This window comes from Helicobacter sp. NHP22-001 (genome assembly GCF_030270165.1).
GTDB lineage: Bacteria > Campylobacterota > Campylobacteria > Campylobacterales > Helicobacteraceae > Helicobacter > Helicobacter gastrofelis.
Genome location: NZ_BSWS01000006.1, coordinates 1 through 22990 on the forward strand (window position 1 = coordinate 1; position 22990 = coordinate 22990).

The window sequence follows — 22990 nt, forward strand, 5'->3', positions numbered from 1 at the left end:
CAAATAACACGCTTTAAGTCCGCTTTTTTGAGAAAAAAGCTTTCACCTTTTCCATGCAAGCTTTCTTAGAAGCAAAACGTGATAATAGCGGTTTTAAGCTTAAGGGGGGCTTAAATTATAGCGGTTAGACTTGCAGAAAATTTAGGAACTTTTGCCCCTTAGCAAATCACCCAGTCGATCTATGTGGCTACCGAGTTGCTGCAACTCTTGGGCAATTTCATCCAATTGCGCCTCAACTTTAGACAACCCGTTTTCTACTTCGTCAATGAGTTCTCCGACATTGTTACAATTATCCATAGTGCACCATCCTTTCAAATTCTTTAAAGATATACAACCCATCGTGAGGACCGGGACTTGCCTCAGGATGGTGTTGGACGGAAATAATGGGGGCGTTTTTGTAGCGCACACCCTCAATGGTGTGGTCGAAAAGATTTTTATGTGTGATTGTAGCGACTTTGGCAATACTCTCTGGCACGCAGTAGTTGTGGTTTTGTGCGCTCACTTCAATGCGCCCGGTTTGTAGGTTTAGCACGGGGTGGTTGCTGCCGTGATGCCCGAATTTGAGCTTATAAGTGGGGTAGCCATGTGCGATGCTTAAGAGCTGATGCCCTAGACAAATGCCCAGCATGGGGATTTGTTCTTCAATGAGCTGGCTAATTTCGTGGATCACGCTTTTTAAACGCAAAGGATCGCCCGGACCATTAGAGAGCAACACGCCCTTAATTTCACCCTTTTTATAGGCTTCAATCAAGGTTTGTGCCTTTGTGTCGGGGGCGAAACATACAGGCTTTAGCCCCACTTGGGCGAGGTTGTTTAAAATATTGCTCTTCACGCCCAAATCCAAAACCCCAACGGCACTTGAGAGTGTGGGGCTTTGGTAGTTCAAGCTTGCAAAGTCAAAAGTGCCTTGCGTGTGGGCTTCTTTACGGCTAAATGGGGGGATCAAATGTTGCTCGGCAATGCTAGTAGAAGAGCGCAAGATCTCTTGCAATTCTTGCTTATCTAGCCCATTGGTGGAAACCACCACGCCCATCGCCCCCTCATCTCTTAGCATGCCCACCAACGCCCTCGTGTCTAAGCCACTCACGCCCAACACCCCGTGCTGTTGCAAGAACACACTTAAGGACTGCCCCGCCCTAAAGTTGGAGTGAATACTTGGGGTGTGGCGCACTAAAATGCCCGCACAAAAGCTACTTGGCGACTCGCGATCTTGCTCGTTTGCCCCCACCACGCCCACTTCAGGGGTGCTAAAAACAATAAATTGTCCAAGGTAACTTGGATCGGTGATGACTTCTTCATACCCGCTCATGGCGGTGTTAAAAACCGCCTCGCCGGCCACAGCTCCACTAGCCCCAAAGCTCATGGCCTCTAAGAACAACCCATTTTCAAAATAAAGCGTGGCTCTCATAGAAACCCTTTGCGCCTTAATTCTTCCTCATACATGCGTTCAAAGACCAATTCGTATTCATCGCTGCCAACGGGAAGTTTGCGTTTATAGTGCTTGATCTTTTCGCTCACCTCTGTTTCCACGCTTTCATAGAGCTTGGCGTAGGTATCAATGGACTTAAAAATCACATTACGGATTCTGTTTTCAGATACAGAAAACATAAGCAGGTCTTCATCTAAGATTTTTTCTAAAATCTCATGGGAGAGCAAATTACAGCGATCCTCCCAACCCAAAGCAAACCCGTTTTCAAGGGCAACTTGCTTCTTAATGTCCCAAAAGAGTCGTCTTTCATCCATGCGCATGAATTCTATCTGGTCTAAGTTTTCCTCAAGTAAATCACGCACTCTATCATCGATGGCAGCTTCTTGGCTGACATGCTCTTGCAACACGGCTTGTGTGATTTTGGTGAGCACTTCTAAAGAGCCCTTGAGCTCCAAAAGCGGAGATTGAACTAAGTCTTGGGCAATTTTACTCACAATATAGCGGACATGGTTAGGCTTTAATCTCATCTCTTGCCCTATTCTTAATTGTTTTATTTAGTTAAGACTTATTCTAACATAATTTGGGTAAAGGACTAGAGAGTGGAACTTTAAAACTCGATTAGTTTTCATGTGCTAGAATGCGCATTTCAATCTTCTTAAGGGTTTGCATGCAGGCGCAACGCTTTTATTTCCTCTTCTCCCTTGCCATCATCGCCATTATAGCGTTGCCGGTGGGAATCGCTAATCTCATTTTAGGCTTCGTTTATCACGACTCGCCTTGCATCCAATGTTGGGGCGAGCGCCAAAGCATGGTCTATATCGCTTTAGGTGGGTTGTTTATCTTGCGCTATGGCTTAAAGCCTAAATACATTGCTATTTTGGTGTTAATCGTAGCAGGCGGGCTTTATCAAAGTTTTTACCATTTAGGCAACCACGCCCTAGAAGATGTGGGGCAGGGCTTTGCTTTAGAGATTTTTGGACTACACACGCAGTTTTGGGCGGAGCTTGTGTTTTGGATAGCTTTGCTGGTGCTAGGCTTGCTATTGCTAAAAGCCCCCAATTTCCAAGAGCAAGGTCCTCGCCAACTCACCCGCTCTAACCTTTGGGCTTTTGGGATTTTTAGCTTTTTGGTGGCTTCAAACATTTTGCAAGCCCTTATCTCCACAGGGCCTTTTCCTTACCTAGGGCATGGCGACCCGGTCCGCTTTTCATGGCGCATGGCGGAAAATATTTGGAGCACAAGCAATTGGGGGCATATGGGCTTTCCTCGAAGGCTAGGCAAGCGCGTAGTTGATGGACCTATTTTAGCCGACAGCTCTCATCAATGGGAGAGCGATTACCGCAAAGCTCCCCTTGAGATCCACAAAAACCTAACACTCCTGCAAACTCAAATCAGCCCCTTAAAATTAAACGCCCCCATCAGCGATTTAAACTTTTTAGCCGCCAAGGAAACCCCCCAAACCGCCAAAGCTCCCACCAAGCCTAGTTTACTCCAGACGATCGAAACGGATATTTTTGGCAAACACAGCGATGGGTGTGCTCCCGCCTTAAAGCCCCAACCCTACACTTTTTCGCCAGAAACCTTTGCTGGCAACAACGCCCTTTTAAAGAACGCCTTCCTAATTGCCACGCAAAAAGAAGGGTTATATGTAGTCGATAAAAAGTTGCAAAGAATCTTGGCCCACCTAGTGCTAGATAAGCATTACTCCGTAACAGTGGAGCATTTCGTGGGGGCGAATATGGTGGGCAATCTCATCCGTTTAATGGGGGCGAATAAAAGCAGTGTAGATGTCGCCTACAATCCCGGAGCCAAGAATAACTTTGCCAACTTCTTAGAAGGGGCACACCATTTCAACGAGATTGGGCGCAACCGCTTACGCACAAGTCGCGCTTCCACCTACTATATCCTAAGTGCTAGAAGCGATGGCACCCATACCTACATGCTGACCGTGCCAAACAAACGCTACAAGCAATTAATCTTAGTGGGCATGCTCGATCAAGATTTGGGCTTAAGTTCGGAAACTGTGGTGCGTCCGTTGAAAAACAACCCCCTCAAAAAAGGGCGCACACTCGGAGAGTTTTACATCACAGGGTTGGCCTTTTATCAAGGACGGCTCTTTGCCCTAAGTAAAGCCTACAACGCCCTTTTAGTCATCAACCCCTACAACGCCACAATCATAGACGCTTACGGCTTGCCCCCTAGTGTGAAAAACCCGACTGCGCTGACTTTTGTCAACAACGCCTTGATCGTCAGCGGTTATAGCAATAGACATGACATTTTTTATACCTTAGGCATTTCTAACTTATCGCTAGACTTGCCCCCCGCTGAAAAACCCACTCTTAAAGCACCCATTTTACAAGCGCATGGTTGCTGAGTTTCTCAAAGAGGGCGTGTTGCTCTTGTTTGCTACTCACAACCAAAGAGAGTTGCAGGCTCGTGTATTTGCCTTGTGCACTTTTGTTTTTAGTGCATACTTGGTATTTTAGGGGGGCGAGCAAGCCGGGCAATTCGTCCAAGAGCCCTTGGGGTTTGTCGGTGATGAGGCGGTATTCCCATAAACAGGGGTAGGTGATGGCGGTTTTAGAATCCATGTAAAATCTCCAAAAATTTTTGGGGGATGGAGGTGGGTTTTTTTGTGGCTAGGTCAATGAAGGCAAGTTTAATGCGCATGCGAAAGAGTCTCTGCTCTTGCCGTAAAATTTCTTGTTGCAAGCTTAAACTCACTCTTTTGAGCTCTAAAATTTGGGTGCTCACTTGCAAACAATCACCCAAAAGAGCTGGGGTGATGAACTCGGCTTGTAGGCTTTTAATCACGAAGCCACCTTGTGTGCTTTGCGGAACTACTCCCACTTTAAAAAACACTTCACTCCTCGCCCGCTCGCAAAATTTTAAATAATTGGCGTGGTAAACTAACCCCGTGCTGTCTGTGTCCTCATAGTAAACCCGAAATTGCATAAACTCCCCTTTCAAAGCCTGCATAGAGCCATGCATTTGTAAAGCTATAGTAAACCTTAATCCTTGTTATGCTACCATACTGAATTTTATTTTCAAAAATTAGCTACTGGAGAAGCGATGAATAACTTTTCAAAATTAGGCTTTATCCTAGCAGCTTTGGGCAGCTCAATCGGCTTAGGGCACATTTGGCGTTTCCCCTACATGACGGGTACAAGTGGGGGGGGTGGCTTTGTACTCTTATTTTTAGTGCTTGCTCTCAGCGTGGGGCTTACCATGCTTGTAGCCGAAATGGTGATAGGACAGAGCACGCAAACCGATGTGGCTTCAGCTTTCGAGCAACTAAACCCCACAGGCTCTAAGAAGTGGAAATATGCGGGGCTGATGCTTTTTACCGGTCCGCTCATCTTGTCTTTTTATGCGATTGTCTTGGGCTGGGTGTTTTACTACCTTGTAGGCGTGAGTTTTAATCTGCCTGCTGATATACAGGCTTCTAAGCACATTTTATTGGGCTTAGAAAACTCTTTGGGTAAGCAAATTGGGGGGCTTAGTGCAACGCTTTTTTTAACCGCTTGGATTGTTTCAAGAGGAGTCAAGGACGGGATTGAAAAGTTAAACTTTGTGCTCATGCCCCTATTATTCATCATTTTTTTTGGCTTATTGATTTATGCGAGCACGCAACCCTCTTTCAAACAAGCGGTGAATTTCATGTTTGGGGTGCGCCTCGCCGACATCAACCACAAGGTTTTTATGAACGCTTTAGGACAAGTTTTCTTTGCCTTGAGCATCGGCATTGGCATCAACATCTCTTACGCCTCTTCCACTGATCCTAAGCAAAACCTCTTGCAAAGTGCGTTTTGGGTGGTCGTGCCCGGGATTGTAATTTCCTTAGTGGCGGGCTTGATGATTTTTACTTTTGTGTTTGAGTATGGCGATAGCCCTACTGAAGGGGCAGGCCTCATCTTTGTATCCTTGCCCGTGGTCTTTTACAAAATGGGCTGGATAGGGAGTGTGGTTTTTATTTTATTTTTATGCGCCCTGGCTTTTGCGGGGATCACCTCCACCATTGCCCTCTTAGAGCCCCCCGTGCAGTATCTCATCGATCACAACTACTCCCGCCCTAAAGCGACTTGGCTCGTAACTTTAGCCACTTACATTTTAGGTGTGATTCTTGTCTTTTCTCTCAATAAAATCTACAAGACCTATTTAAGCATCTTCCATAGGGACTTATTTGATTTAGCAGATTTTTTCACCACATCGGTTTTAATGCCTCTAGGTGGGTTGGCGTCTGTGCTTTTTGTGGGTTGGATCATTGGTAAGGATAAATTGCGCCAAATCACCACCCACTTTTTGAGCGATGGTCTCTTTACCCTTTGGCTATTTTTATTAAAATTCATTGCCCCCCTAGTCATTTTGGCGATTTGGGTGGTGAAAATCGTGCAGGGGTAAGGATGGGCTTTTCTAAACTCGGTTTTATCCTAGCCACTCTAGGCAGCTCGATAGGCTTAGGGCACATTTGGCGTTTCCCCTACATGGCGGGCGAGCATGGCGGAGGGGCGTTTGTTTTGCTTTACTTGGTTTTAACTTTAACACTGGGCGTGGCGATGCTCTTGGCGGACATGCTCATTGGCAATTTAGGGCGCAAAGATGTGGTTTCTTGCTACCAACACCTAAACACAAAGCATAAAAAGCTTTGGGGGTTTAGTGCCTTTTTTTTGCTAGGTGGTCCTATTATCTTGTCTTTCTACACCGTGGTTTTGGGTTGGGTATTGTTCTATTTGGTGAAAGTAAGCTTTGCGCTGCCCTCCACGCTTGAAGCCTCTAAGGTCCTATTTAGCCATTTAAGTTCTGTAGATTTATTTTGGCAAATCATGGGCTTTAGCGTGTGGCTGTGGCTTACCGTGTGGATTGTGTCTAGGGGGATTAAAGAGGGGATCGAAAAACTTAGCCTGTGGCTCATGCCCTTGTTGTTTCTTGTCTTCATTGGTTTACTTTTTTACGCCATGAATATGTCTAGTTTTTCTCAAGGGTGGCACTACATGTTTGACTTTAAAACTTCCAAGATCACCCTTAAGGTCTTGATGGATGCTCTAGGGCAGATGTTCTTTTCTTTGAGTTTGGGGGTGGGCACCATCACCACTTACGCCGCTTTTACAAAGTCTAATGAAAATCTTTTGGGCAGTTCTTTATGGGTGGTTTTGCCCGGGATTGCCATTTCTTTAATCGCCGGACTGATGATCTTCACTTTTATTTTTAAATTTAATGGCACGCCCTCTCAAGGTGTGGGGCTCGTCTTTATCTCTTTACCCCTAGTTTTTCACCAAATGGGTTTGGCTGGCTCTGTTGTGGCGGTGTTTTTCTTTCTCGCCTTGATCTTTGCGGGTATCACCTCCACAGTTTCGCTTCTAGAGCCCACCGTGCTTTACCTCACAAGCCATTTTAAATACAGCCGGACTAAGGCTTGTGTCCTTGTAGGGGGTCTTACCTATCTTTTAGGCTTGTTGGTGATTTTATCTACACATAAGGACTACAGCCATGCCCTCACCTTTTGGGGTAGAAATGTCTTTGATTGGGCGGATTTTAGCACTTCAGCGGTGTTAATGCCCCTTGGGGGGTTGTTCTCTCTGATCTTTTTAGGCTATTTCATGGATAAAAAGCGCATTTACAAGTCTAGTAAACGCTTTTTGAGCCGTTTGGGCTTTTCATTTTGGTTCTTTGGGGTGCGCTTTGTGGCGCCTGTGGCGGTGCTCTTAATTTTAATTTTACAATTTAAGAAAAATGCGTAGGGCTCTCTTACTACTAAGCCTCTTTGGTGCGCTCAAAGCCGATAACCGCCTAAGCCCCACACAGATCAAAAACAAGGGCATCACCACCACCACCTATCAAGACTTTTACAAGCCTTGGTATTACAGCCTCAAAAACAGCTGGGAGATCGCCCCTAGAAAGCCTAAGAAACACAATCTCTTTTTAGACTTGGCGAAAAAATATCTACAAATCATCGATTACCGCGGGACCTACTTCATGCCCGCTTATTACAGCTTCACGCCCATTTACCAGTGGTACCACCCTGACATCAACCGCTACCAGCCCATAGAGTTTAAATTCCAAGTCAGCTTTAAAATGCCCGTGATCCGCAACTTCCTCTACACTAGGGGCATTTTATACCTCGCTTACACCCAAACGAATTGGTTTCAAATCTACAACAACCCCCAAAGTGCGCCCATGCGTATGGTCAATTACATGCCCGAATTGATTTACATTTATCCGCTCAAAATCCCCCTATTTACAGAAAAATTAGGGAATTTTACAGAGTTTTGGATCGGCTGGCAACACATTTCTAACGGCATCGGGGGTAGGCAGTGCTTCCAACCCTATCGCGACGGCAATGCCCTTGGACCCTTTCCTGGAACACCCATTCACATTACAGAAGAGGATAAGCAAGTGATTATGCAGGCGGGGGGGCTTGATGGAGGGTGCCGCTCGGTGAGCGCCGGGCAACGCCCCGTGTTCCACTTGGTGTGGCAAAAGGGCGGGCTCAAGCTCAACGTCGCCTATTGGCCCTACATACCCTACAACCAATCTAACCCCAATCTCATAGACTACATGGGCTATGGCAACGCTTGGCTGGATTACCGCCGGGGCCGCCACCATTTTGAAATGCGCATTTACGACCTTTTCACACGCTATTGGGAGTTTAAACGCTGGCATGGGGCGATCCGCCTAAGTTACACCTACCGCATCAACTCCTTTGTGGGGCTTTACATCCAATACTTTAATGGCTATGGAGATGGGCTTTATGAATACGATGTCTTCTCTAACCGCTTAGGCGTGGGGATTCGCCTCAACCCCTAGTCTTTAAATAGTCCTTGACATTTTCGATTGTCGCCACAATGAGCTTTTTAATCGTGTCGCCATAGCCCCACGCAATGTGGGGGGTGAGTAGTAGCTTACCTTGTATAGCGGGGTTTAAAAAGGGGTGATGAGGACGCATAGGCTCTTGCTCTAGCACATCGGTAGCAAAGTAAAAATCACGTGTTTCTAGCTCTTTTGCCACTGCCTCTTCATTGACGATCCCCCCCCGCCCGACATTGATTAAAATAGCCTTGTCTTTAAGTAGCTTTAACTCTTTGCTGTCTATGAGATTGTGCGTTTGGGCGTTTAGGGGGGCGTGGATAGAGATCACATCGCTTGTTTTAAGCAAGTCCTCTAGGGATTTTTGCGGATAGGTGGGATCGTTGTTGCGCCCGCTGGTAGAAGTGTAGCTCACCTTTGCCCCAAAGCCTGTGGCAATGCGGGCGACATTCTTGCCGATTGTGCCTAGCCCCACAATCCCCCATTCTTTGTTCTCTAAAGACATTAAGTCCTTGTTAAAGTGGGTGAAAATCTCGCTCTTGCAATACTCCCCGCTTTTGCAATATCTGTCGTAATAAGCCATGTTCGAGAGCAGGCTAAAGGCTAGGGCGAAGGTGTGCATGGTAACGCTGTGCGTAGAGTAGCCCACCACATTTTTTACCACAATGCCTAGCTCTTTAGCCACCTCTAAATCGATCATGTTCATGCCCGTAGCCGTGATACAAATACATTTGAGCTTGGGCAGTTGCTTTAAAATGTCCCCGCTCATCTGCACCTTGTTTAAAACCACAATCTCGGCATCCTTGCACCTTTCAAGCACCAAATCCTGCGGTGTGCCCGGGTAGGACACCATTTCTACAAATTCAGCCAAAGCGTCTAACTTATTCTTACGCCCTAAAGACAGGGCTTCTAACACCACAGCTAGCGGTTTCATTCAAAAATCACCATGCTGGGGTTAATGTCATTGCCATAAATGGGTTTTAAAGTCGCATCGTAGGCTTCTTTCATAAAGCCCTCCTTTGTGAGTTTGTCGATCTCGTTATTCAGCCATTCTAAGAGTTCTTTATGCCCCTTTTTCACCGCTGGGGCGATCACATCTTGGTCGCCTAGACTGGGGATACCCACCTTAAATTCGGGGTTCTTTTTCACCCACGCAAACAAAAGGGTGTTGTCGTGGGCTAGGGCTGGTCCGCGGTTGTCCTTTAGAGCCAAAAAGGTTTCGGTGTTTTGGTCGTATTTGAGTAAGGATATGCTAGGGTAATGCTTAGAAAAGAAAAAGTCCGCCGTTGTGCCTTTATTAACAATCAAGGGCTTACCCTTTAAATCCTCAATGCTTTTAATCACCCCGTCCTTAGACACCACGCCCAAAGCGACTTTCATATAAGGCTTGGCAAAATCCACCACCTCAGCCCTTTCTTTGGTCTTGGTGAAGTTTGCCATGATGACATCCACTTTATTTGCCTTTAAAAACTCCACCCTAGCCGCCGCCTCTACGGGGATAAATTGGATTTTCTTAGCATCGCCTAATAAATCCTTAGCCATGCGTCTTGCGATATAGACATCAAAGCCTTGAAACTGCCCCTTGCTATCCATATACCCAAAGGGGGGTTTGTCGCTAAACACGCCCACCCGTAAAATGCCCTTTTCTTTAATGCTCGCAAGCGTGCCCTCCTCTGCCTTTGCCTTGTGGTTCGAGCACCCCACAAAGGCAAGCATCGCCACAAAGGCTAGGCTAAAAACTTTCAATAAACGCACAAAATCTCCTTAAAATAAAATCCCCCTAAAAGCCCACAGCATAGCACCAAAAAATTAACAGCCCCCCAAAAAGTGAAAAATGTCTAAGAATTTACGCGCCCGATTAGACTTAGGGTTTTCAAAAAACTCTGTGGGCGGGGCTTGCTCTACTACCAAACCCTCGTCAAAAAACACCACTCTATGCGCCACTTTTCTAGCAAACTTCATCTCATGTGTTACAATCACCATGCTCATGCCCTCCTCTGCTAGCTCTAAAATCACTTCTAACACCTCTTTTACCATTTCAGGGTCAAGGCTAGCGGTAACTTCATCAAATAGCATCACTTCAGGTTGCATGCAAAGAGCCCTTACAATGGCAACCCTTTGCTTTTGCCCTCCGCTTAGCTCTCTTGAATACGCCTGCATTTTATGCTCCAGCCCCACGCGTTTTAACAGGGTGTGGGCTTGCTGTGTAACCTCCTCTTTAGGGCGTTTTTGCACTTTCATGGGGGCTAGTAGGATATTTTGCAAGACGCTTAAATGGGGGAAGAGCTCGTAATTTTGAAAGACCATGCCGATTTTTTGACGCACCTTGCCCCAATCCTTGCTGTGGGCGATTTGTTCCCCATTAAAGAGGATTTGCCCGCCTTGTATTTCCTCTAGCCCATTCAAGCACCTTAAAAACGAGCTTTTGCCACAGCCACTAGGGCCCAAAATCACCACCGCCTCCCCTTTCTCTAGGCTAAAATCAATGCCCTTTAAAACTTCGTGATCGCCGTAGCGTTTTTTTAAACCGATGGTTTGCAAGATTGCCATTTAGCCTCTATTGTGTTGGTATTTTTTCTCTAAGTGTTGGCTGAGGTAGGATAGGGGGTAGCACAGTGCAAAGTAAAGGATAAAAATCAGCCCATAGACATAAAAGCTCGCATGGGGCATGTGGATTAAATTGACCTCTATGATTTGTTGCCCGACTTTGAGCAAATCGATCGCCCCGATGAGAGAGATTAAAGCTGTGGTTTTAACCATGCGGGTGAAGAGATTTACGCTTGAAGGCAACAAGGCTAAAAAGGCTTGGGGGAATAAAATATATAAAGTGATTTGCAAGGGTTTTAGCCCTAAAGCAGTGGCACTTTGGCTTTGGTGTTTGGCAATGGAAGTTAAAGCCCCCCTTGTTAAGTCCATCATCTCCGCCACCCCCCACAGACTAAAGACGACCACCCCCGCCATAAACGCCCCAAAGTGCAAATTAAAGAGCGAAGCGAGCCCAAAATACACGATAAACAGCCACACCAATAAAGGGACAATCCGCACCGCCTCCAAATACACCCGACACGCTAATTTAACCCACCGCCCCCCAAATGCCATCAATACGCCCAAAGAGAGCCCCCCCACGAGTGAAAAGAAAATAGAAATCAAGGCTAGGGCTAAAGTCGTGCCTAGCCCCTCCGCCAAACGCCCTAGATTGTCGGCGTTAAAAAGTTGTAAGACTTCTAGCATGCCCTGCCCTTGTAGTGTTTTTCTAGACGGGTGAAAAGTAGGCTTAAGGGCAAGAGCACGACCAAGTAAGCAAGCACCAATAAAACCAACGCCTCATTCGTCTTGTAGTAAATGCCAATCAAGTCCTTTGCCACAAACATTAAATCCGCTAGGGCAATCGCGCTTACCACAGAAGTTTCTTTGAGTAAGAAAATCACATTCGCCCCCAAAGAAGGCAGAGAAATCGCCAAACTTTGGGGCAATAAGACATAATACAAACTCTGCCACCTAGAGAGCCCCAAACTTAAAGCACTTTCAAACTGCACCTTGCTTAAAGCTTTCAAGCCCAGCAAAAAACTCTCAGCCATATACGCCCCCCCTAAAAACACCACGCCAAGCACCGCACAAGACAGGGCACTTAAAGACAGCCCCACCTCGTGCAAGCCGTAATACAAAAAGAAAAGCTGGATGAGTAGGGGGGTGTTTCTAGCTAATTCGCTATAGCCCCTAGCAAGGCTTTTTAAGACTTTGGGCTTAAAAAACAAGCATAAAGCCACCAAAAAGCCTAAAAGAGTTGCCCCCAAAACGCCAAAAAAGGAAATCTCTAAAGTGAGAGCAAGACCACGCCCAAACAGGGGCAGAGCGTGGCGGACAAACTGCCAATCTAAATCCAAAGCCTAACCTTTCGCAAACTTAAAGTCTGCTAAAAGCCCCTATCTTAGAGAAATAAGCTAAGGCTAGGCTTAAAGGCTACAGCGCCATTTTCTCCATTAGGTGGAAGTTCATGTAGCGGTAAATCTCCTCCTTGCGGGCACTGAGCTTGTCTGCCACTAGGTCTAAATACTCTTTGGGCGTGGGGATTTTACCAAGCAGAGCACACACCGCCCCAAGCTCGGCACTGCCTAAATACACCTGTGCGCCCTTGCCCATGCGATTGTCAAAATTGCGTGTGGAAGTGGAGAACACCACGGCGTTATCTCGCACCCTTGCCTGATTACCCATACACAAGCTGCAGCCGGGCACTTCGGTGCGCGCCCCCGCTGCCCCAAAAATGGCAAAATAGCCCTCTTTTATGAGCTGTTGCTCGTCCATTTTCGTGGGGGGCACCACCCAAAGGCGGATGGGGGTTGCCCCCGCCCCCTTGACAATCTCGCCAAAGGCTCTAAAATGCCCGATATTCGTCATACAACTGCCGATAAACACCTCATCAATCTTTTGGGGGCGTTTGGGGTTGTTTAGCACCTCGCTTAAGGTCGCCACATCGTCTGGGTCATTGGGGCACGCCACAATGGGCTCTTTAATCTCGTTTAAGTCAATCTCAATCACGGCGGCGTATTCCGCGTCCGCGTCTGGCTCAAGCAAAACGGGGTTGTTAATCCACTCTTGCATTTTAGCCGCCCGTCTTTGTAGGGTTTCTTTATGGGCGTAGCCGCTCTCTATCATTTGCTCTATGAGCTGGATATTTGAGCTTAGATACTCAATGATGGGCTCTTTATTTAAACGCACGGTGCAAGCGGCGGCACTTCTTTCAGCACTCGCATCGCTGAACTCAAAGGCTTGCTCGATTTTAATGTCGCCCAAGCCCTCGATCTCTAAAATCCGCCCATTGAAAATATTTTTCTTGCCCTTTTTCTCCACGGTGAGCAAGCCCTGCTTAATGGCGTAGTAAGGAATGGCATTCACCAAATCCCTTAGAGTGATCCCCGGCTGCATTTGCCCCTTAAAACGCACCAACACCGACTCGGGCATGTTTAAGGGCATCGTGCCGGTTACCGCCGCAAAGGCGACTAAGCCACTGCCGGCGGGAAAACTAATGCCGATAGGAAAACGCGTGTGGCTGTCTCCGCCCGTGCCTAAAGTGTCGGGTAGTCCCATGCGATTTAGCCATGAATGGATAATGCCATCTTTGGGTTTTAAAGCCACACCCCCCCGGCTGGTGAAAAACTGGGGCAAGGTGGCTTGCAAGCTCACATCGGCAGGCTTGGGGTAAGCGGCAGTGTGGCAAAAGGATTGCAGCACAAAATCCGCCTCAAAGCTAAGGCTGGCTAGCTCTTTAACCTCATCTCTAGTCATCGCTCCTGTGGTGTCTTGGCTGCCTACGGTGGTGGTAACAGGCTCGCAGTAAGCCCCGGGGCGCACCCCTGCCACGCCGCACGCCCTGCCGACCATTTTTTGCGCTAGGGTGTAGCCTTTATTGCTCTCAGCGGGTTGCTTTGGGCTGGCAAAGACGCTCGAAGTGCCTAAGCCTAAGAATTTACGGGCTTTATTGGTTAAGCCTCGCCCAATAATTAAGGCGATACGCCCCTCAGCGCGAAACTCATCGGCTAGGGTGGCGGGCTCTAAATTAAAGCGGCTCACCACCTGCCCTTGTTTATGGATTTCGCCCTTGTAAGGATAGACTTGGATAATGTCGCCCTCGTGTAAATCCTTGACATCAGCCACTAAGGGCAATGCACCGCTGTCCTCACAAGTGGCAAAGAAAATCGGGGCAATGACCCCCCCGATCACCACGCCCCCCGTGCGTTTATTCGGCACAAAGGGAATGTCCTGCCCAAAGTGCCACATCAAAGAGTTGGTCGCACTCTTACGCGAGCTGCCCGTGCCGACCACATCGCCCACATACACCACCGGCACGCCCTTAGATTTGGCTTTTTCTAGCCTTTGGGCGGTGTTTTCAATGCGGTTTTTAAGCATCGCATTGGCGTGTAGGGGTATGTCGCTACGGGTGAAAGCATCGCTAGCTGGGCTTAAATCGTCCGTGTTGGTTTCGCCATCGATTTTAAGAACGCATAGCTCTAATTTCTCAGGCAAAGCAGGCTTGTTTAAAAACCATTCAGCATTCGCCCACGACTCTAGCACTTCTTTAGCTAGGGTATTGCTCTTGCTTAAATTGGCGATGGTTTCAAAAGAGTTATAGACAAGAAGCGTAGATTTTAAGGCTTGGCAGGCTTCTTTAGCCACTTCTGTATCTGTGCTTTGCAGGGCTAAAATCAGGGGGGCGACATTGTAACCGCCTAGCATTGTGCCTAAATAACGCACCGCCTCTAGGGGGCTAAAATACGAACACGCACATTTTTTCAACGCCACTTGCCCTAGAAACTCGGCTTTGACCTGTGCGCCTTCATCGACCCCGGGGCTCACCCTGTGGATCAATAAATCCTTCGCAAAAGCACATGCATCGCTGTTTGTGGAGTGCATTAAAATCTCCACCACGCTTTGCACTTGCTTGGCACTTAAAGGCAAGGGGGGGATATGCTCTTTTGCCCTCTCTTGCAGGGCGGCCTGGTATTCTTGTAAAAAGTCCATGAAACTCCTTTGGATAGTGTTCTTGAGTATATAATAACTAACTTCTATGAATTTTTGACTCCACTATGTCCATTTGTGGTTGTGGGGGCTTAAGATTGTGTAAAAAGGTTTGGCATGCGTTTTGGAAAAATTGATTATTTGAATTTGCTCCCCTTTGACATTTTCATCAAGGGCTACCCCACGCCCTCAAGTTTCAAGCAATGCTTAAACCACAGAAAATCCTACCCTGCCAAGCTCAACCACGACTTCTTTTTTAGGCGTATCGATGCAGGCTTTATCTCGTCTTTGGCAGGGTATGATTCTTGGCGTAAAAAGCAGGTTACCTCCTGTGCCATCATTGGCAATAAAAAGGTTTTAAGCGTACTAGTGCTGTTGCAAGAAAAAGAAGGTTTAGACGCGCAATCGGCGACTTCTAACGCCCTGTGCCAAGTCTTGGGGCTTAAGGGGCAAGTGCTCATCGGGGATAAAGCCCTGCGTTTTTACCACCAGCCCCAGCCCAAGAGCGATTTTGTGGATTTAGCCACGCTGTGGCACCAAAAAACGGGCTTACCCTTTGTCTTTGGGCGTTTTTGCTACCAAGCCCATGGCAAGTTTTATACAAAAATGGCAAAAGCCTTTTATCAAAGACCCATTAAAATCCCCCATTATATCCTAGAGCAAAGAGCCAAGCAAAGCGGGCTAAATCGGGGGCAAATTCTGCACTACTTAAAGCACATTTTATACAGAGTACGCCCCAAAGAAGAGTTTTCTTTGCACTGCTTTTACCGCCAAGTGCGTTTGAAAAGAGTCCCTAGACCTAGACGCTTTTAGGGGCAAAGAGCGATTCAGCAAGCCAGCTTAAAAACCCCAGCACATAAAAGCTTAGGCGAGCTTCGTTGAAACGCTCCACTTGAAAGAGCGTGGACGCACTCAACAGAAAGATTAAAATCCCCACTGCCAAAACCCATAGATTCGTGTATTCGTAAAGCCCAAAGTGATTAGGGCATTTGGCAAGCAAACACAAGAGCCACACCAGCCCCACACAAAAGAGCGTAAAATCCCCATAGGCTAGCCAACTAGAGTCTAAAAGATAACTTTGTAAACCCAAAGCAAAGATAAAAAATAAACAAGTGTTGATAGACGGGGCGAAAAAGAGCAGGGTTTGTGTTAGGGGGCTGTCCTGCCACTTGAGCAAAAAGCGCCCCAGCCCCAAGATGCCAAAGGCGATGAAAAAGAACAAAGAGAGTAAAAAGCCTTCAAGCTGGCTTAAACTTGGGGGGTGTAGGTATAGGTAAATAAAGAGCGCACCGCTGGCTAGGGCAACAAGTTTGGGGGGGATATGGCGTTCTTTGCGCCACAAGGAGTGCAAGAGATACACCAAAGAGAGCACAGCCCCGCCTAAATAAAACCCCCAAATCAGGGGTTTGTAAAAACCCTTGTTTAAAATGCTAAAGAATTGCGCAAACGAGTGGTTAAAACTTGTGCACAACAGGGTTAAGGCCGTGATCACAAAGAGCACAAAAAAGAGCGAGGAGAGCACCATTTGGCAGAGAGTGGGCTTATGCATCAGTAGTTTTTACTAATGAAACTTTGCACGCCATCGGCAATCCCTTGGGCGAGCCATTGCTCATAGCGTTTGTCTTGGATGCGTTTGGACTCTTTGGGGTTGGAGTTGTAGCCAATCTCAATCAAGATCGAGGGCATTAAAGCCCCCGCAAGCACCCAAAAGGGCCCCTCGCGCACGCCCCCATCCACCACGCCTTTATAATGTTTGCGCAATTTGTTTAACATCCCAAACTGCACATCAATGGCAAGTTTATTTGAGATGATGAGCCTTTGGGAGTTAAGAGAGTTTAAGAAAGAGAGTTTGGAGAAATAGTCCATGATTTTGACATCATCTTGGTTTTCCTGCTCGGCGACCTTGCGCGCCCGCTCGCTTCTAGCGGTGGAGAGAAAATAGGTTTCAATGCCCTCGGGGTTGGTGGGGGCGTTTTTGGGGATAGAATTGGCGTGTATGGAGATAAACAAGTCGGCGTTATTGTTGTTGGCAAATTCGGTGCGGGCTTTCAGGCTGATATAAACATCCTTTTTACGCGTCATATAGACTTTATAGCCCCTTTTGGCTAATTCTTGTTGTAAGTCCTTAGCCACGGCGAGCACAATGCGCTTTTCGCAAACATGGTTGACCCCCAACGCCCCGCAGTCATGCCCGCCATGCCCGGGGTCGATCACTACCTTAAACTGCTTCAACTCTTTGGGGTTGGATTCTAAAATCCGCACCTTTTGGCGCACCAAAGGGTGGGTTTGGATAAAAATATACAGGTGGTTGTGGGTGATTTTGTAGCTGTAGGCGGTGTTCTTGTTCCAAGTGATCCAAATTTGCGTGGTTTTGTGGTGGTGGGCGATTTTAATAGCACTCTTGTTGGCGAAGTGGTAGCGTCTAGGTGGGGGTTGAAGCTGGGCTTGCACCCGCAATAGGGCCTTAAAATGCGCAAAGCGGGTTTCTTGCAACACATGGCGGTTGATGGGCTGGTTAAAGGTGATTCTAAAAGAACTCACCCCAAAGGGGACGACATTGATGATTTTAAGCGTGTGTGCGCCTAGGGTACAGACAAAAAGGCAGAGAAAAAGGAAGCGCACCTTTAGCCTTGGGTCAGCTCTTGCACGAGTTCGTGTACGCTGATGATCTTTTCAATGCGGTATCCATTGGCCCCTGTGAAATACAGCCCCTCCGCGCGGTTGCCCTGATGTGCCCGCCCGAGTCCATCGGCGATACAATAGCCTACATTGCGGGCTTCTTCACCTCTATTGCAAGGGCTCACACAATTGCTCACGCAGGCGATCTTAGGGGCATTGCCCTCTTTGATGCGCTCTAAAACTCCCGTGTTGATCGCGCGGGCGGGGTAGCCCACGGGGGATTTAATAAGCAAAATATCCTCTTTTTTCAAGGCGGGCAAAATCTCAGCGTAGACCTTGGCATCGCACTCCTTCGTGCCTAAAAAGCGGGTCGCCATTTGCACCCCGCTTGCCCCTAGACTTAGCATGGTGTCTATGTCCTTCCTATCCCAAATGCCCCCAGCGGCGATGATGGGGATGTCCCCCCACTCCTTGGCCGCCTCCACAATGCCTGGGACCAAATGTTCTAGCTGGAACTCTTCCTTGAAACAATCCTCGTATTTGAAACCCTGATGCCCACCGCTCAAAGGCCCCTCTACAACCACGGCATCGGGGATTTTCTTATAACGCGCACTCCAGCGCTTGCAAATGATTTGTAAAGCCTTGATTGAAGAGATGATGGGGACTAAAGCCACACTAGGAAAGTCCTTGGTAAACTCGGGCATGTTTGTGGGCAAGCCTGCCCCTGTGATGATGACATTTGCCCCCGCCTCGCAAGCGTCCCTTACGACCCGCCCATACTCGTTGATGGCGTGTAGGATATTTGCCCCCAAGGGTTTAGCCCCACAAATTTTACGGGCATTTTTAAAGATTTCATTTAGGGCTTGTTTGGAGTAGAAGTTCAAGGCTTCAAAGGGCTTTTTTGCCACGATCTTCTCCACATAGCGCATGTTCTTGTAATAGCCCGTGCCCACCGCCGAGATCACGCCTAAAACGCCCTCTTTGGCGGCGTTACCAGCCAATTCATCCCAACTGATCCCCACGCCCATGCCCCCTTGAAAAATGGGATATTGGATCGTGTGTTTGCCGATTTTGAGCGGTTTTAATGTAGAAATCATGCGGTCTACTTTAGCGAATAATGGCTTTTAAAAATTTTCGTTTACCCACTTGCACGACATAGGTGCCGGCAGAAAAGTGAAATTGTTCGTCTAAAAGCACTTCTTGATCGATCTTTACGCCTCCTGCCCTGATATCGCGTCTAGCTTGCGAAGTGGAAGGGCACAAGCGCGCCTCTTTAAGCACTTGGGCGATCCAAACCCCTGCGCTAAACTCCATTTGCGCCAAATCATCGGGGATTTGCTTTTGGCTAAAGATGAGATCAAAGGCGGCTTTAGCCCCTTGTGCCTGCTCTTTAGAGTGCAAGCGGGCGGTGATCTCTAGGGCTAGGTTCTCTTTCGCTGCCTTGGGGTGCAAAGCCCCCTTTTCTACCCCCATTTTAAGCTCTGCAATTTCTGCGCTCGTTTTGCTGCTTAAAAGTTCGTAGTAACGCCACATCAAGGCATCACTGATGCTCAAAAGTTTAGCATACATGCTCTTAGCCTCTTCGCTCACCCCGATGTAATTGCCTAAACTCTTACTCATTTTAGCCACACCATCCAAGCCCTCCAAAAGGGGCATGGTCAGCACGCTCTGCTCCTTAGACAAGCCATAAGCTCTTTGCAAAAACCGCCCCACGAGCAGATTAAACTTTTGATCGTTGCCCCCAAGTTCAATATCACTTTGTAGTGCCACGGAGTCGTAACCTTGCAAAAGCGGATACATGAACTCAACCATACTGATGGGCTTATTTTCCTTGTGGCGTTTTTCAAAGTCATCTCTTTCAAGCATTCTAGCCACTGAGAATTTAGAAGTCAATACCAACAAGCCCTCCGCCCCCAGCGGGCTTAGCCACTTGGAGTTGAAACAAACCTCAGTCAAGGCGGGGTCTAAGATTTTAAACACCTGTTGCTCGTAGGTCTTAGCGTTGGTTAAAACTTCTTCAAAACTTAGAGTCTTTCTCGTTTCGCTCTTGCCACTGGGATCGCCAATCGTGGCGGTGAAATCTCCGATCACAAACTGCACCTTTGCCCCGTGTTTTTGTAAAGTGGCGAGCTTATTTAAAAGCACGGCATGCCCTAGGTGCAAATCGGGAGCTGTTGGGTCAAAGCCCGCCTTCGCGCTGAAACGCTCCCCTGTGGTGTAGAATTTTGCCACTAGGCTTTGCAAATACTCCAAGCCGATGCACTCGCCCATGCCTCTTGTGATGTCTGCCATCGCCTCTTGAACACTCATATCTATCCTTTAATCCTGATAGGCATCTTTAATGCTGCTAAACTCTGTTAAACGGTCTTTATACTTGTGGGTGAGTATGTCCTTAAACTCCCCGATTTCTTTTTTACCCGTGTATTCAAAGAGAATTTCGCAATTTGTGGAGTATTGCCCATGGCTAGCATACTGCACCCTTACAATGCTACAATCGTTTTTTATCAAAAAATTTAAGATTTGCAAAAGGCTGTCTTTCGTGCTGCCTATATAGATAATGATCTTAAAAATCTCTCTGTCTTTCTTGCTCCAAGCAATGAAGACCATCGGTAAACCTATATCGATGTCCTCGCAACCATTTTTACAAAGTTTCGTGTGTACCACAACCTTATGGTCTTTAATACTGGGCATGACTGCCACGATCTCATCGCCTTTCTTAGGGTGGCAACAATCGTTGAAAATCACTTGCTTGATTTGGGTGTGGGGGTTGGTGTAGACGATAAAATGGTCCAAATCGCATTTTTTCAGCCCAATATACGGAGCAGGTAGACCCAATATACGCCCAAATTTGAATTGCATGAGGTTTTTCATTAAAAAGCCAAATTGTTTTTGCTCTTGTTTGTGGTGTGGGCGAGGGTGTTCCCGGACTTTCTCTTGGATTTGCTCAACCAGCTTTTTTATCCCCTCGATGCTCTTAATGGATTCACTCAAACTCCCTTCCACACCATGCTCGGCGAGCTTTTTCTCAAAGGTGAGGTATTGTTTCGCCCCGATGTCTAGCCCAAAAATAGGGGTTTCAAAAATGGTGTTTAAGATATTTACCATGCTTTTTGCGTCAATCTCTTTAAGCTGGTTTTTGCGTTGGAGTTTTAAATGGTTTTTTGCCCTCGTGGTGCGGAGTTGATTAAGCCATGTAAAGCGGGGGATGTTTTTATCGCCCTTAATGATCTTCACCACATCCCCACTTTTTAGTTTTTCGTTTAAGTTAGCCTTTTTATTGTTGACAAAGGCTTCCTCTGCTTTGTCGCCCAGTTCGCTATGGATCATGTAGGCAAAGTCCAGCACGATAGACTCAGCGGGCAAGGTGTAGCTGTCTCCATTGGGTGAAAACACTGTGATGTCCTCACGATACAACACATCGCTTTGCACCAGTTCGTAAAACTCCTTAGGGTTTTCTTTAGGCTCCTCGTTTTGGTATTTGAGATTGTGTAGCCATTTCAAATGTTCGCTCTCCACGCCCCCGGCTTTATACTTCCAGTGCGCCGAGTTGCCATACTCCGCCCCAAGGTGCATGTCAAAGGTGCGGATTTGCACTTCATAAATGTTTGACTCGTCAAAAATGGTTGTGTGGATCGTTTGGTAGCCATTTTCCTTAGGTAAGGCGATGTGGTCTTTAAAACGCGACACAATGGGCTTGAAATGCAAATGCACAATGCCTAAGATTTTATAACACTCAAGGGGTTTTTTCACAAGGACACGCACTGCCATGAGGTCTAAAATTTCATCCTTATTCACCGCCCCCTTTCTTTGCATTTTTAGATAGATGGAGTAGGGGCGTTTAATACGGGTGGCGATTTGAAAATCCCCCTCGCTAAAGCCCGCCTCATAAAACATTTTCTCTAACTTGCTGGCAAATTGGTTTAATTTAAGCGATAGGGCTTGTTTGCTCTGCTCTAGGTAGGCTTGGATGCTTTGGTATTCGTGGGGATAAACATAGTAGAAACATTTATCCTCAAGCTCGTTTTTAATGGACGACATGCCAAGACGACTAGCGATGGGGGCGTAGACGGCCATGGTCTCTTTAGAAATGCGGATTTGCTTGTTTCTGGGCAAAGCGTCTAGGGTCAGCATATTGTGTAAACGATCGCTGACTTTCACCACCAAAGCCCTGGGGTCTTTAATGGCACTGACTAAAATTTTTCTAAAGGTGAGTGCTGTTAAGAGCAAGTGGGGGTTCTCAGGGTCAAAGGCGAGTTCTTCCTTGCGGATTTCGGTGATTTTGGTGAGCGCATCCACTAAATTCGCCACATCTTCGCCAAATTTCTCCCGCACTTCTGCTAGCTCGCAGGGCGTGTCCTCCACGACATCGTGCAAGAGAGAGGCGCAGATCATCGCCTCATCCCCCCCGCAAAAGGCGACAATGCTCGCCACACAAATGGGGTGGGTGATGTAGGGCGCACCCCCTTTACGCTTTTGGCCTGTGTGGTAATGGGTGGCTAAATCTAGGGCTTCTTGGATTTTGGGGGTGATGGTGGTGGTGTTTCGCAAAACACTGACCGCCCCTTTAGGGTTGTCAATGTCCTTAACGAGTTCTAAAATTTGGGTTAAACTGCCATAATGGGGCGCTTTAGAATCTCTCATCAATGTAGTCAAGACCGATTTTCCCCTCAGCAATTTCGCAAATGGCAATATCGGTGGGCTTATGGGTTTTGGTGTCCATCGCCACAAGGGGTTGCACCCCAGCGCCTAACTGCTTGACGCGTGAAAAGATCAAATTAGAGAGAATGTAGCGATCCCCATTAACCTTATCCAAAGCCTTAGCCACAATTTCTTCTGTTCGCATCTGTACTCCTTTTTTGTTACTTCACCATAGAAAACACGCCTTGCTGGTCCTTAATCACATGCAATAAATTGTCTTTTTTAAACATGTTGCAGACCACAATGGGCAGCTTATTGTCTTTGGCTAGAGAAATGGCGGTGTCGTCCATCACTTCAATATTGCCGATCAAGGCTTCATTATAGCCCATGACATCGATTTTTTGGGCATCTTCAAACTTATGCGGGTCTTTGTCGTAAATCCCATCCACCTTCGTGGCTTTGACGATCAAATCCGCCCCGATCTCAATCGCCCTAAGCGTGGCGGCGGTGTCTGTGGTGAAAAAGGGGTTGCCCGTGCCCGCAGCAAAGATCACAATCCGCCCTTTTTCTAAATGCCGAATGGCCTTGCGGTGGATGTAGGTTTCACACACTTCTTTGATTTCCACCGCACTTTGCACCCGCACATCCAGCCCCATATGCTCTAGGGCTTCTTGCATGGCAACTGCGTTGATGACTGTGGCAAGCATGCCCATGTAATCTCCGCTTGTGCGCCGAATAATGCCCCCCTTAGCCGCACTCACCCCCCGGATGATGTTGCCCCCCCCGATCACAATGCCAACTTCGATGTCGTTGTCGGCGAGCATTTTGATCTCTTTAGCGATGTAGCTTAGAATTTGGATGTCGATCCCAAAATTGGTATCCCCCGCCAACGCTTCCCCCGAAAACTTCACCAGCACACGCTTTTTAGAGTCTTCCCTGCTTTGCATAAACTCCCTTCAATTCTATAAATGCCAAAAGGCCGCATTT

At 47.3% G+C, this 22990-nt stretch carries 23 protein-coding genes; 5 read left to right on the forward strand and 18 right to left on the reverse strand.

Annotated elements, in window-relative coordinates; genetic code table 11:
* Positions 1-141: 141 nt before the first annotated feature.
* Genes QSJ47_RS05415 through QSJ47_RS05425 form a run of 3 tightly spaced genes read right to left on the reverse strand, consistent with a single transcriptional unit; the run spans position 142 to position 1956 of the window.
* Positions 142-297, reverse strand: a complete 156-nt coding sequence (locus tag QSJ47_RS05415) for a hypothetical protein (RefSeq protein ID WP_221271377.1) — start codon at positions 295-297, stop codon at positions 142-144.
* On the reverse strand, positions 290-1408 hold the full coding sequence (gene carA / locus QSJ47_RS05420; protein WP_285602680.1) for a glutamine-hydrolyzing carbamoyl-phosphate synthase small subunit: 1119 nt from the start codon (positions 1406-1408) through the stop codon (positions 290-292). Before carA ends, QSJ47_RS05415 begins: the two co-directional genes overlap by 8 nt.
* Positions 1405-1956: a DUF507 family protein gene (locus QSJ47_RS05425; RefSeq protein ID WP_221271382.1), complete on the reverse strand. Its 552-nt coding sequence runs from the start codon at positions 1954-1956 to the stop codon at positions 1405-1407. The genes carA and QSJ47_RS05425 overlap by 4 nt, the downstream gene beginning before the upstream one ends.
* Before the next feature lie 140 nt (positions 1957-2096).
* On the opposite strand from QSJ47_RS05425, the gene QSJ47_RS05430 reads away from it, so the two are divergent.
* A complete protein-coding gene (locus tag QSJ47_RS05430) occupies positions 2097-3803 on the forward strand; it encodes a disulfide bond formation protein B (protein WP_285602681.1) in 1707 nt (568 codons plus the stop codon).
* Here QSJ47_RS05430 and QSJ47_RS05435 read toward each other — a convergent pair.
* Both QSJ47_RS05435 and QSJ47_RS05440 read right to left on the reverse strand, forming a co-directional pair.
* Complete coding sequence (locus tag QSJ47_RS05435) at positions 3769-4020, reverse strand: HP0495 family protein (protein ID WP_285602682.1); 252 nt, start codon at positions 4018-4020, stop codon at positions 3769-3771. The two genes, QSJ47_RS05430 and QSJ47_RS05435, sit on opposite strands and share 35 nt — an antisense overlap.
* A complete protein-coding gene (locus tag QSJ47_RS05440; RefSeq protein ID WP_285602683.1) occupies positions 4010-4384 on the reverse strand; it encodes a YbgC/FadM family acyl-CoA thioesterase in 375 nt (124 codons plus the stop codon). The genes QSJ47_RS05435 and QSJ47_RS05440 overlap by 11 nt, the downstream gene beginning before the upstream one ends.
* A 117-nt stretch (positions 4385-4501) precedes the next feature.
* Between QSJ47_RS05440 and QSJ47_RS05445 the strand changes: the two genes are divergently transcribed.
* The 3 genes from QSJ47_RS05445 to QSJ47_RS05455 are packed head-to-tail and all read left to right on the forward strand — an operon-like array spanning position 4502 to position 8233.
* Positions 4502-5830, forward strand: coding sequence for a sodium-dependent transporter (locus tag QSJ47_RS05445; RefSeq protein WP_285602684.1), 1329 nt, complete (start codon positions 4502-4504; stop codon positions 5828-5830).
* A gap of 2 nt (positions 5831-5832) precedes the next feature.
* A complete protein-coding gene (locus QSJ47_RS05450; RefSeq protein ID WP_285602685.1) occupies positions 5833-7167 on the forward strand; it encodes a sodium-dependent transporter in 1335 nt (444 codons plus the stop codon).
* Positions 7160-8233, forward strand: coding sequence for a phospholipase A (locus QSJ47_RS05455; protein ID WP_285602686.1), 1074 nt, complete (start codon positions 7160-7162; stop codon positions 8231-8233). The genes QSJ47_RS05450 and QSJ47_RS05455 overlap by 8 nt, the downstream gene beginning before the upstream one ends.
* Here QSJ47_RS05455 and QSJ47_RS05460 read toward each other — a convergent pair.
* The 6 genes from QSJ47_RS05460 to acnB form a co-directional block, all read right to left on the reverse strand.
* A complete protein-coding gene (locus QSJ47_RS05460; RefSeq protein WP_221271395.1) occupies positions 8223-9167 on the reverse strand; it encodes a D-2-hydroxyacid dehydrogenase in 945 nt (314 codons plus the stop codon). The genes QSJ47_RS05455 and QSJ47_RS05460 overlap by 11 nt on opposite strands.
* A complete protein-coding gene (locus QSJ47_RS05465; RefSeq protein WP_221272608.1) occupies positions 9164-9949 on the reverse strand; it encodes a cysteine ABC transporter substrate-binding protein in 786 nt (261 codons plus the stop codon). Before QSJ47_RS05465 ends, QSJ47_RS05460 begins: the two co-directional genes overlap by 4 nt.
* A 93-nt stretch (positions 9950-10042) precedes the next feature.
* Positions 10043-10783, reverse strand: a complete 741-nt coding sequence (locus QSJ47_RS05470; protein ID WP_221271398.1) for an amino acid ABC transporter ATP-binding protein — start codon at positions 10781-10783, stop codon at positions 10043-10045.
* Positions 10784-11464 carry an amino acid ABC transporter permease gene (locus QSJ47_RS05475; protein ID WP_285602687.1) on the reverse strand — a complete coding sequence of 227 codons (681 nt, stop codon included), beginning with the start codon at positions 11462-11464 and terminating at the stop codon, positions 10784-10786.
* Complete coding sequence (locus tag QSJ47_RS05480) at positions 11458-12117, reverse strand: amino acid ABC transporter permease (protein ID WP_221271399.1); 660 nt, start codon at positions 12115-12117, stop codon at positions 11458-11460. Before QSJ47_RS05480 ends, QSJ47_RS05475 begins: the two co-directional genes overlap by 7 nt.
* A 76-nt stretch (positions 12118-12193) precedes the next feature.
* On the reverse strand, positions 12194-14749 hold the full coding sequence (gene acnB / locus QSJ47_RS05485; RefSeq protein ID WP_285602688.1) for a bifunctional aconitate hydratase 2/2-methylisocitrate dehydratase: 2556 nt from the start codon (positions 14747-14749) through the stop codon (positions 12194-12196).
* A gap of 114 nt (positions 14750-14863) precedes the next feature.
* On the opposite strand from acnB, the gene QSJ47_RS05490 reads away from it, so the two are divergent.
* The gene (locus QSJ47_RS05490; RefSeq protein WP_285602689.1) at positions 14864-15559 is read left to right on the forward strand and encodes an MqnA/MqnD/SBP family protein; all 696 of its coding nucleotides are present in this window, start codon (positions 14864-14866) and stop codon (positions 15557-15559) included.
* Here the strand turns inward: QSJ47_RS05490 and QSJ47_RS05495 are convergent.
* The 7 genes from QSJ47_RS05495 to pyrH are packed head-to-tail and all read right to left on the reverse strand — an operon-like array spanning position 15546 to position 22950.
* Positions 15546-16295, reverse strand: a complete 750-nt coding sequence (locus QSJ47_RS05495) for a hypothetical protein (protein WP_285602690.1) — start codon at positions 16293-16295, stop codon at positions 15546-15548. The genes QSJ47_RS05490 and QSJ47_RS05495 overlap by 14 nt on opposite strands.
* Positions 16295-17368 (reverse strand): N-acetylmuramoyl-L-alanine amidase family protein, encoded by a 1074-nt coding sequence (locus QSJ47_RS05500; RefSeq protein WP_285602691.1) that lies wholly within the window; start codon positions 17366-17368, stop codon positions 16295-16297. Before QSJ47_RS05500 ends, QSJ47_RS05495 begins: the two co-directional genes overlap by 1 nt.
* A gap of 2 nt (positions 17369-17370) precedes the next feature.
* Complete coding sequence (locus QSJ47_RS05505; protein ID WP_221271409.1) at positions 17371-18462, reverse strand: nitronate monooxygenase; 1092 nt, start codon at positions 18460-18462, stop codon at positions 17371-17373.
* 10 nt (positions 18463-18472) lie between these two features.
* Positions 18473-19675 (reverse strand): tyrosine--tRNA ligase, encoded by a 1203-nt coding sequence (gene tyrS, locus QSJ47_RS05510; protein ID WP_221271411.1) that lies wholly within the window; start codon positions 19673-19675, stop codon positions 18473-18475.
* A gap of 9 nt (positions 19676-19684) precedes the next feature.
* Positions 19685-22006: a RelA/SpoT family protein gene (locus tag QSJ47_RS05515; protein WP_285602692.1), complete on the reverse strand. Its 2322-nt coding sequence runs from the start codon at positions 22004-22006 to the stop codon at positions 19685-19687.
* A complete protein-coding gene (locus QSJ47_RS05520) occupies positions 21993-22208 on the reverse strand; it encodes a DNA-directed RNA polymerase subunit omega (RefSeq protein WP_221271414.1) in 216 nt (71 codons plus the stop codon). Before QSJ47_RS05520 ends, QSJ47_RS05515 begins: the two co-directional genes overlap by 14 nt.
* A 16-nt stretch (positions 22209-22224) precedes the next feature.
* Positions 22225-22950 carry a UMP kinase gene (gene pyrH, locus QSJ47_RS05525; protein WP_285602693.1) on the reverse strand — a complete coding sequence of 242 codons (726 nt, stop codon included), beginning with the start codon at positions 22948-22950 and terminating at the stop codon, positions 22225-22227.
* Positions 22951-22990 lie beyond the last annotated feature (40 nt).

Excerpts from the sequence above, each read along its gene's own strand:
- QSJ47_RS05495 (WP_285602690.1), bottom strand. The coding sequence starts at position 16,295 with ATGCATAAGCCCACTCTCTGCCAAATGGTGCTCTCCTCGCTCTTTTTT.
- QSJ47_RS05450 (WP_285602685.1), top strand. The coding sequence starts at position 5,833 with ATGGGCTTTTCTAAACTCGGTTTTATCCTAGCCACTCTAGGCAGCTCG.
- QSJ47_RS05475 (WP_285602687.1), bottom strand. The coding sequence starts at position 11,464 with ATGCTAGAAGTCTTACAACTTTTTAACGCCGACAATCTAGGGCGTTTG.
- QSJ47_RS05435 (WP_285602682.1), bottom strand. The coding sequence starts at position 4,020 with ATGGATTCTAAAACCGCCATCACCTACCCCTGTTTATGGGAATACCGC.
- QSJ47_RS05515 (WP_285602692.1), bottom strand. The coding sequence starts at position 22,006 with ATGAGAGATTCTAAAGCGCCCCATTATGGCAGTTTAACCCAAATTTTA.
- QSJ47_RS05415 (WP_221271377.1), bottom strand. The coding sequence starts at position 297 with ATGGATAATTGTAACAATGTCGGAGAACTCATTGACGAAGTAGAAAAC.
- QSJ47_RS05455 (WP_285602686.1), top strand. The coding sequence starts at position 7,160 with ATGCGTAGGGCTCTCTTACTACTAAGCCTCTTTGGTGCGCTCAAAGCC.
- QSJ47_RS05505 (WP_221271409.1), bottom strand. The coding sequence starts at position 18,462 with ATGATTTCTACATTAAAACCGCTCAAAATCGGCAAACACACGATCCAA.
- QSJ47_RS05465 (WP_221272608.1), bottom strand. The coding sequence starts at position 9,949 with ATGCTTGCCTTTGTGGGGTGCTCGAACCACAAGGCAAAGGCAGAGGAG.
- QSJ47_RS05430 (WP_285602681.1), top strand. The coding sequence starts at position 2,097 with ATGCAGGCGCAACGCTTTTATTTCCTCTTCTCCCTTGCCATCATCGCC.
- QSJ47_RS05490 (WP_285602689.1), top strand. The coding sequence starts at position 14,864 with ATGCGTTTTGGAAAAATTGATTATTTGAATTTGCTCCCCTTTGACATT.
- QSJ47_RS05460 (WP_221271395.1), bottom strand. The coding sequence starts at position 9,167 with ATGAAACCGCTAGCTGTGGTGTTAGAAGCCCTGTCTTTAGGGCGTAAG.
- QSJ47_RS05425 (WP_221271382.1), bottom strand. The coding sequence starts at position 1,956 with ATGAGATTAAAGCCTAACCATGTCCGCTATATTGTGAGTAAAATTGCC.
- acnB (WP_285602688.1), bottom strand. The coding sequence starts at position 14,749 with ATGGACTTTTTACAAGAATACCAGGCCGCCCTGCAAGAGAGGGCAAAA.
- QSJ47_RS05520 (WP_221271414.1), bottom strand. The coding sequence starts at position 22,208 with ATGCGAACAGAAGAAATTGTGGCTAAGGCTTTGGATAAGGTTAATGGG.
- carA (WP_285602680.1), bottom strand. The coding sequence starts at position 1,408 with ATGAGAGCCACGCTTTATTTTGAAAATGGGTTGTTCTTAGAGGCCATG.
- QSJ47_RS05470 (WP_221271398.1), bottom strand. The coding sequence starts at position 10,783 with ATGGCAATCTTGCAAACCATCGGTTTAAAAAAACGCTACGGCGATCAC.
- QSJ47_RS05440 (WP_285602683.1), bottom strand. The coding sequence starts at position 4,384 with ATGCAATTTCGGGTTTACTATGAGGACACAGACAGCACGGGGTTAGTT.
- tyrS (WP_221271411.1), bottom strand. The coding sequence starts at position 19,675 with ATGAGTGTTCAAGAGGCGATGGCAGACATCACAAGAGGCATGGGCGAG.
- pyrH (WP_285602693.1), bottom strand. The coding sequence starts at position 22,950 with ATGCAAAGCAGGGAAGACTCTAAAAAGCGTGTGCTGGTGAAGTTTTCG.
- QSJ47_RS05445 (WP_285602684.1), top strand. The coding sequence starts at position 4,502 with ATGAATAACTTTTCAAAATTAGGCTTTATCCTAGCAGCTTTGGGCAGC.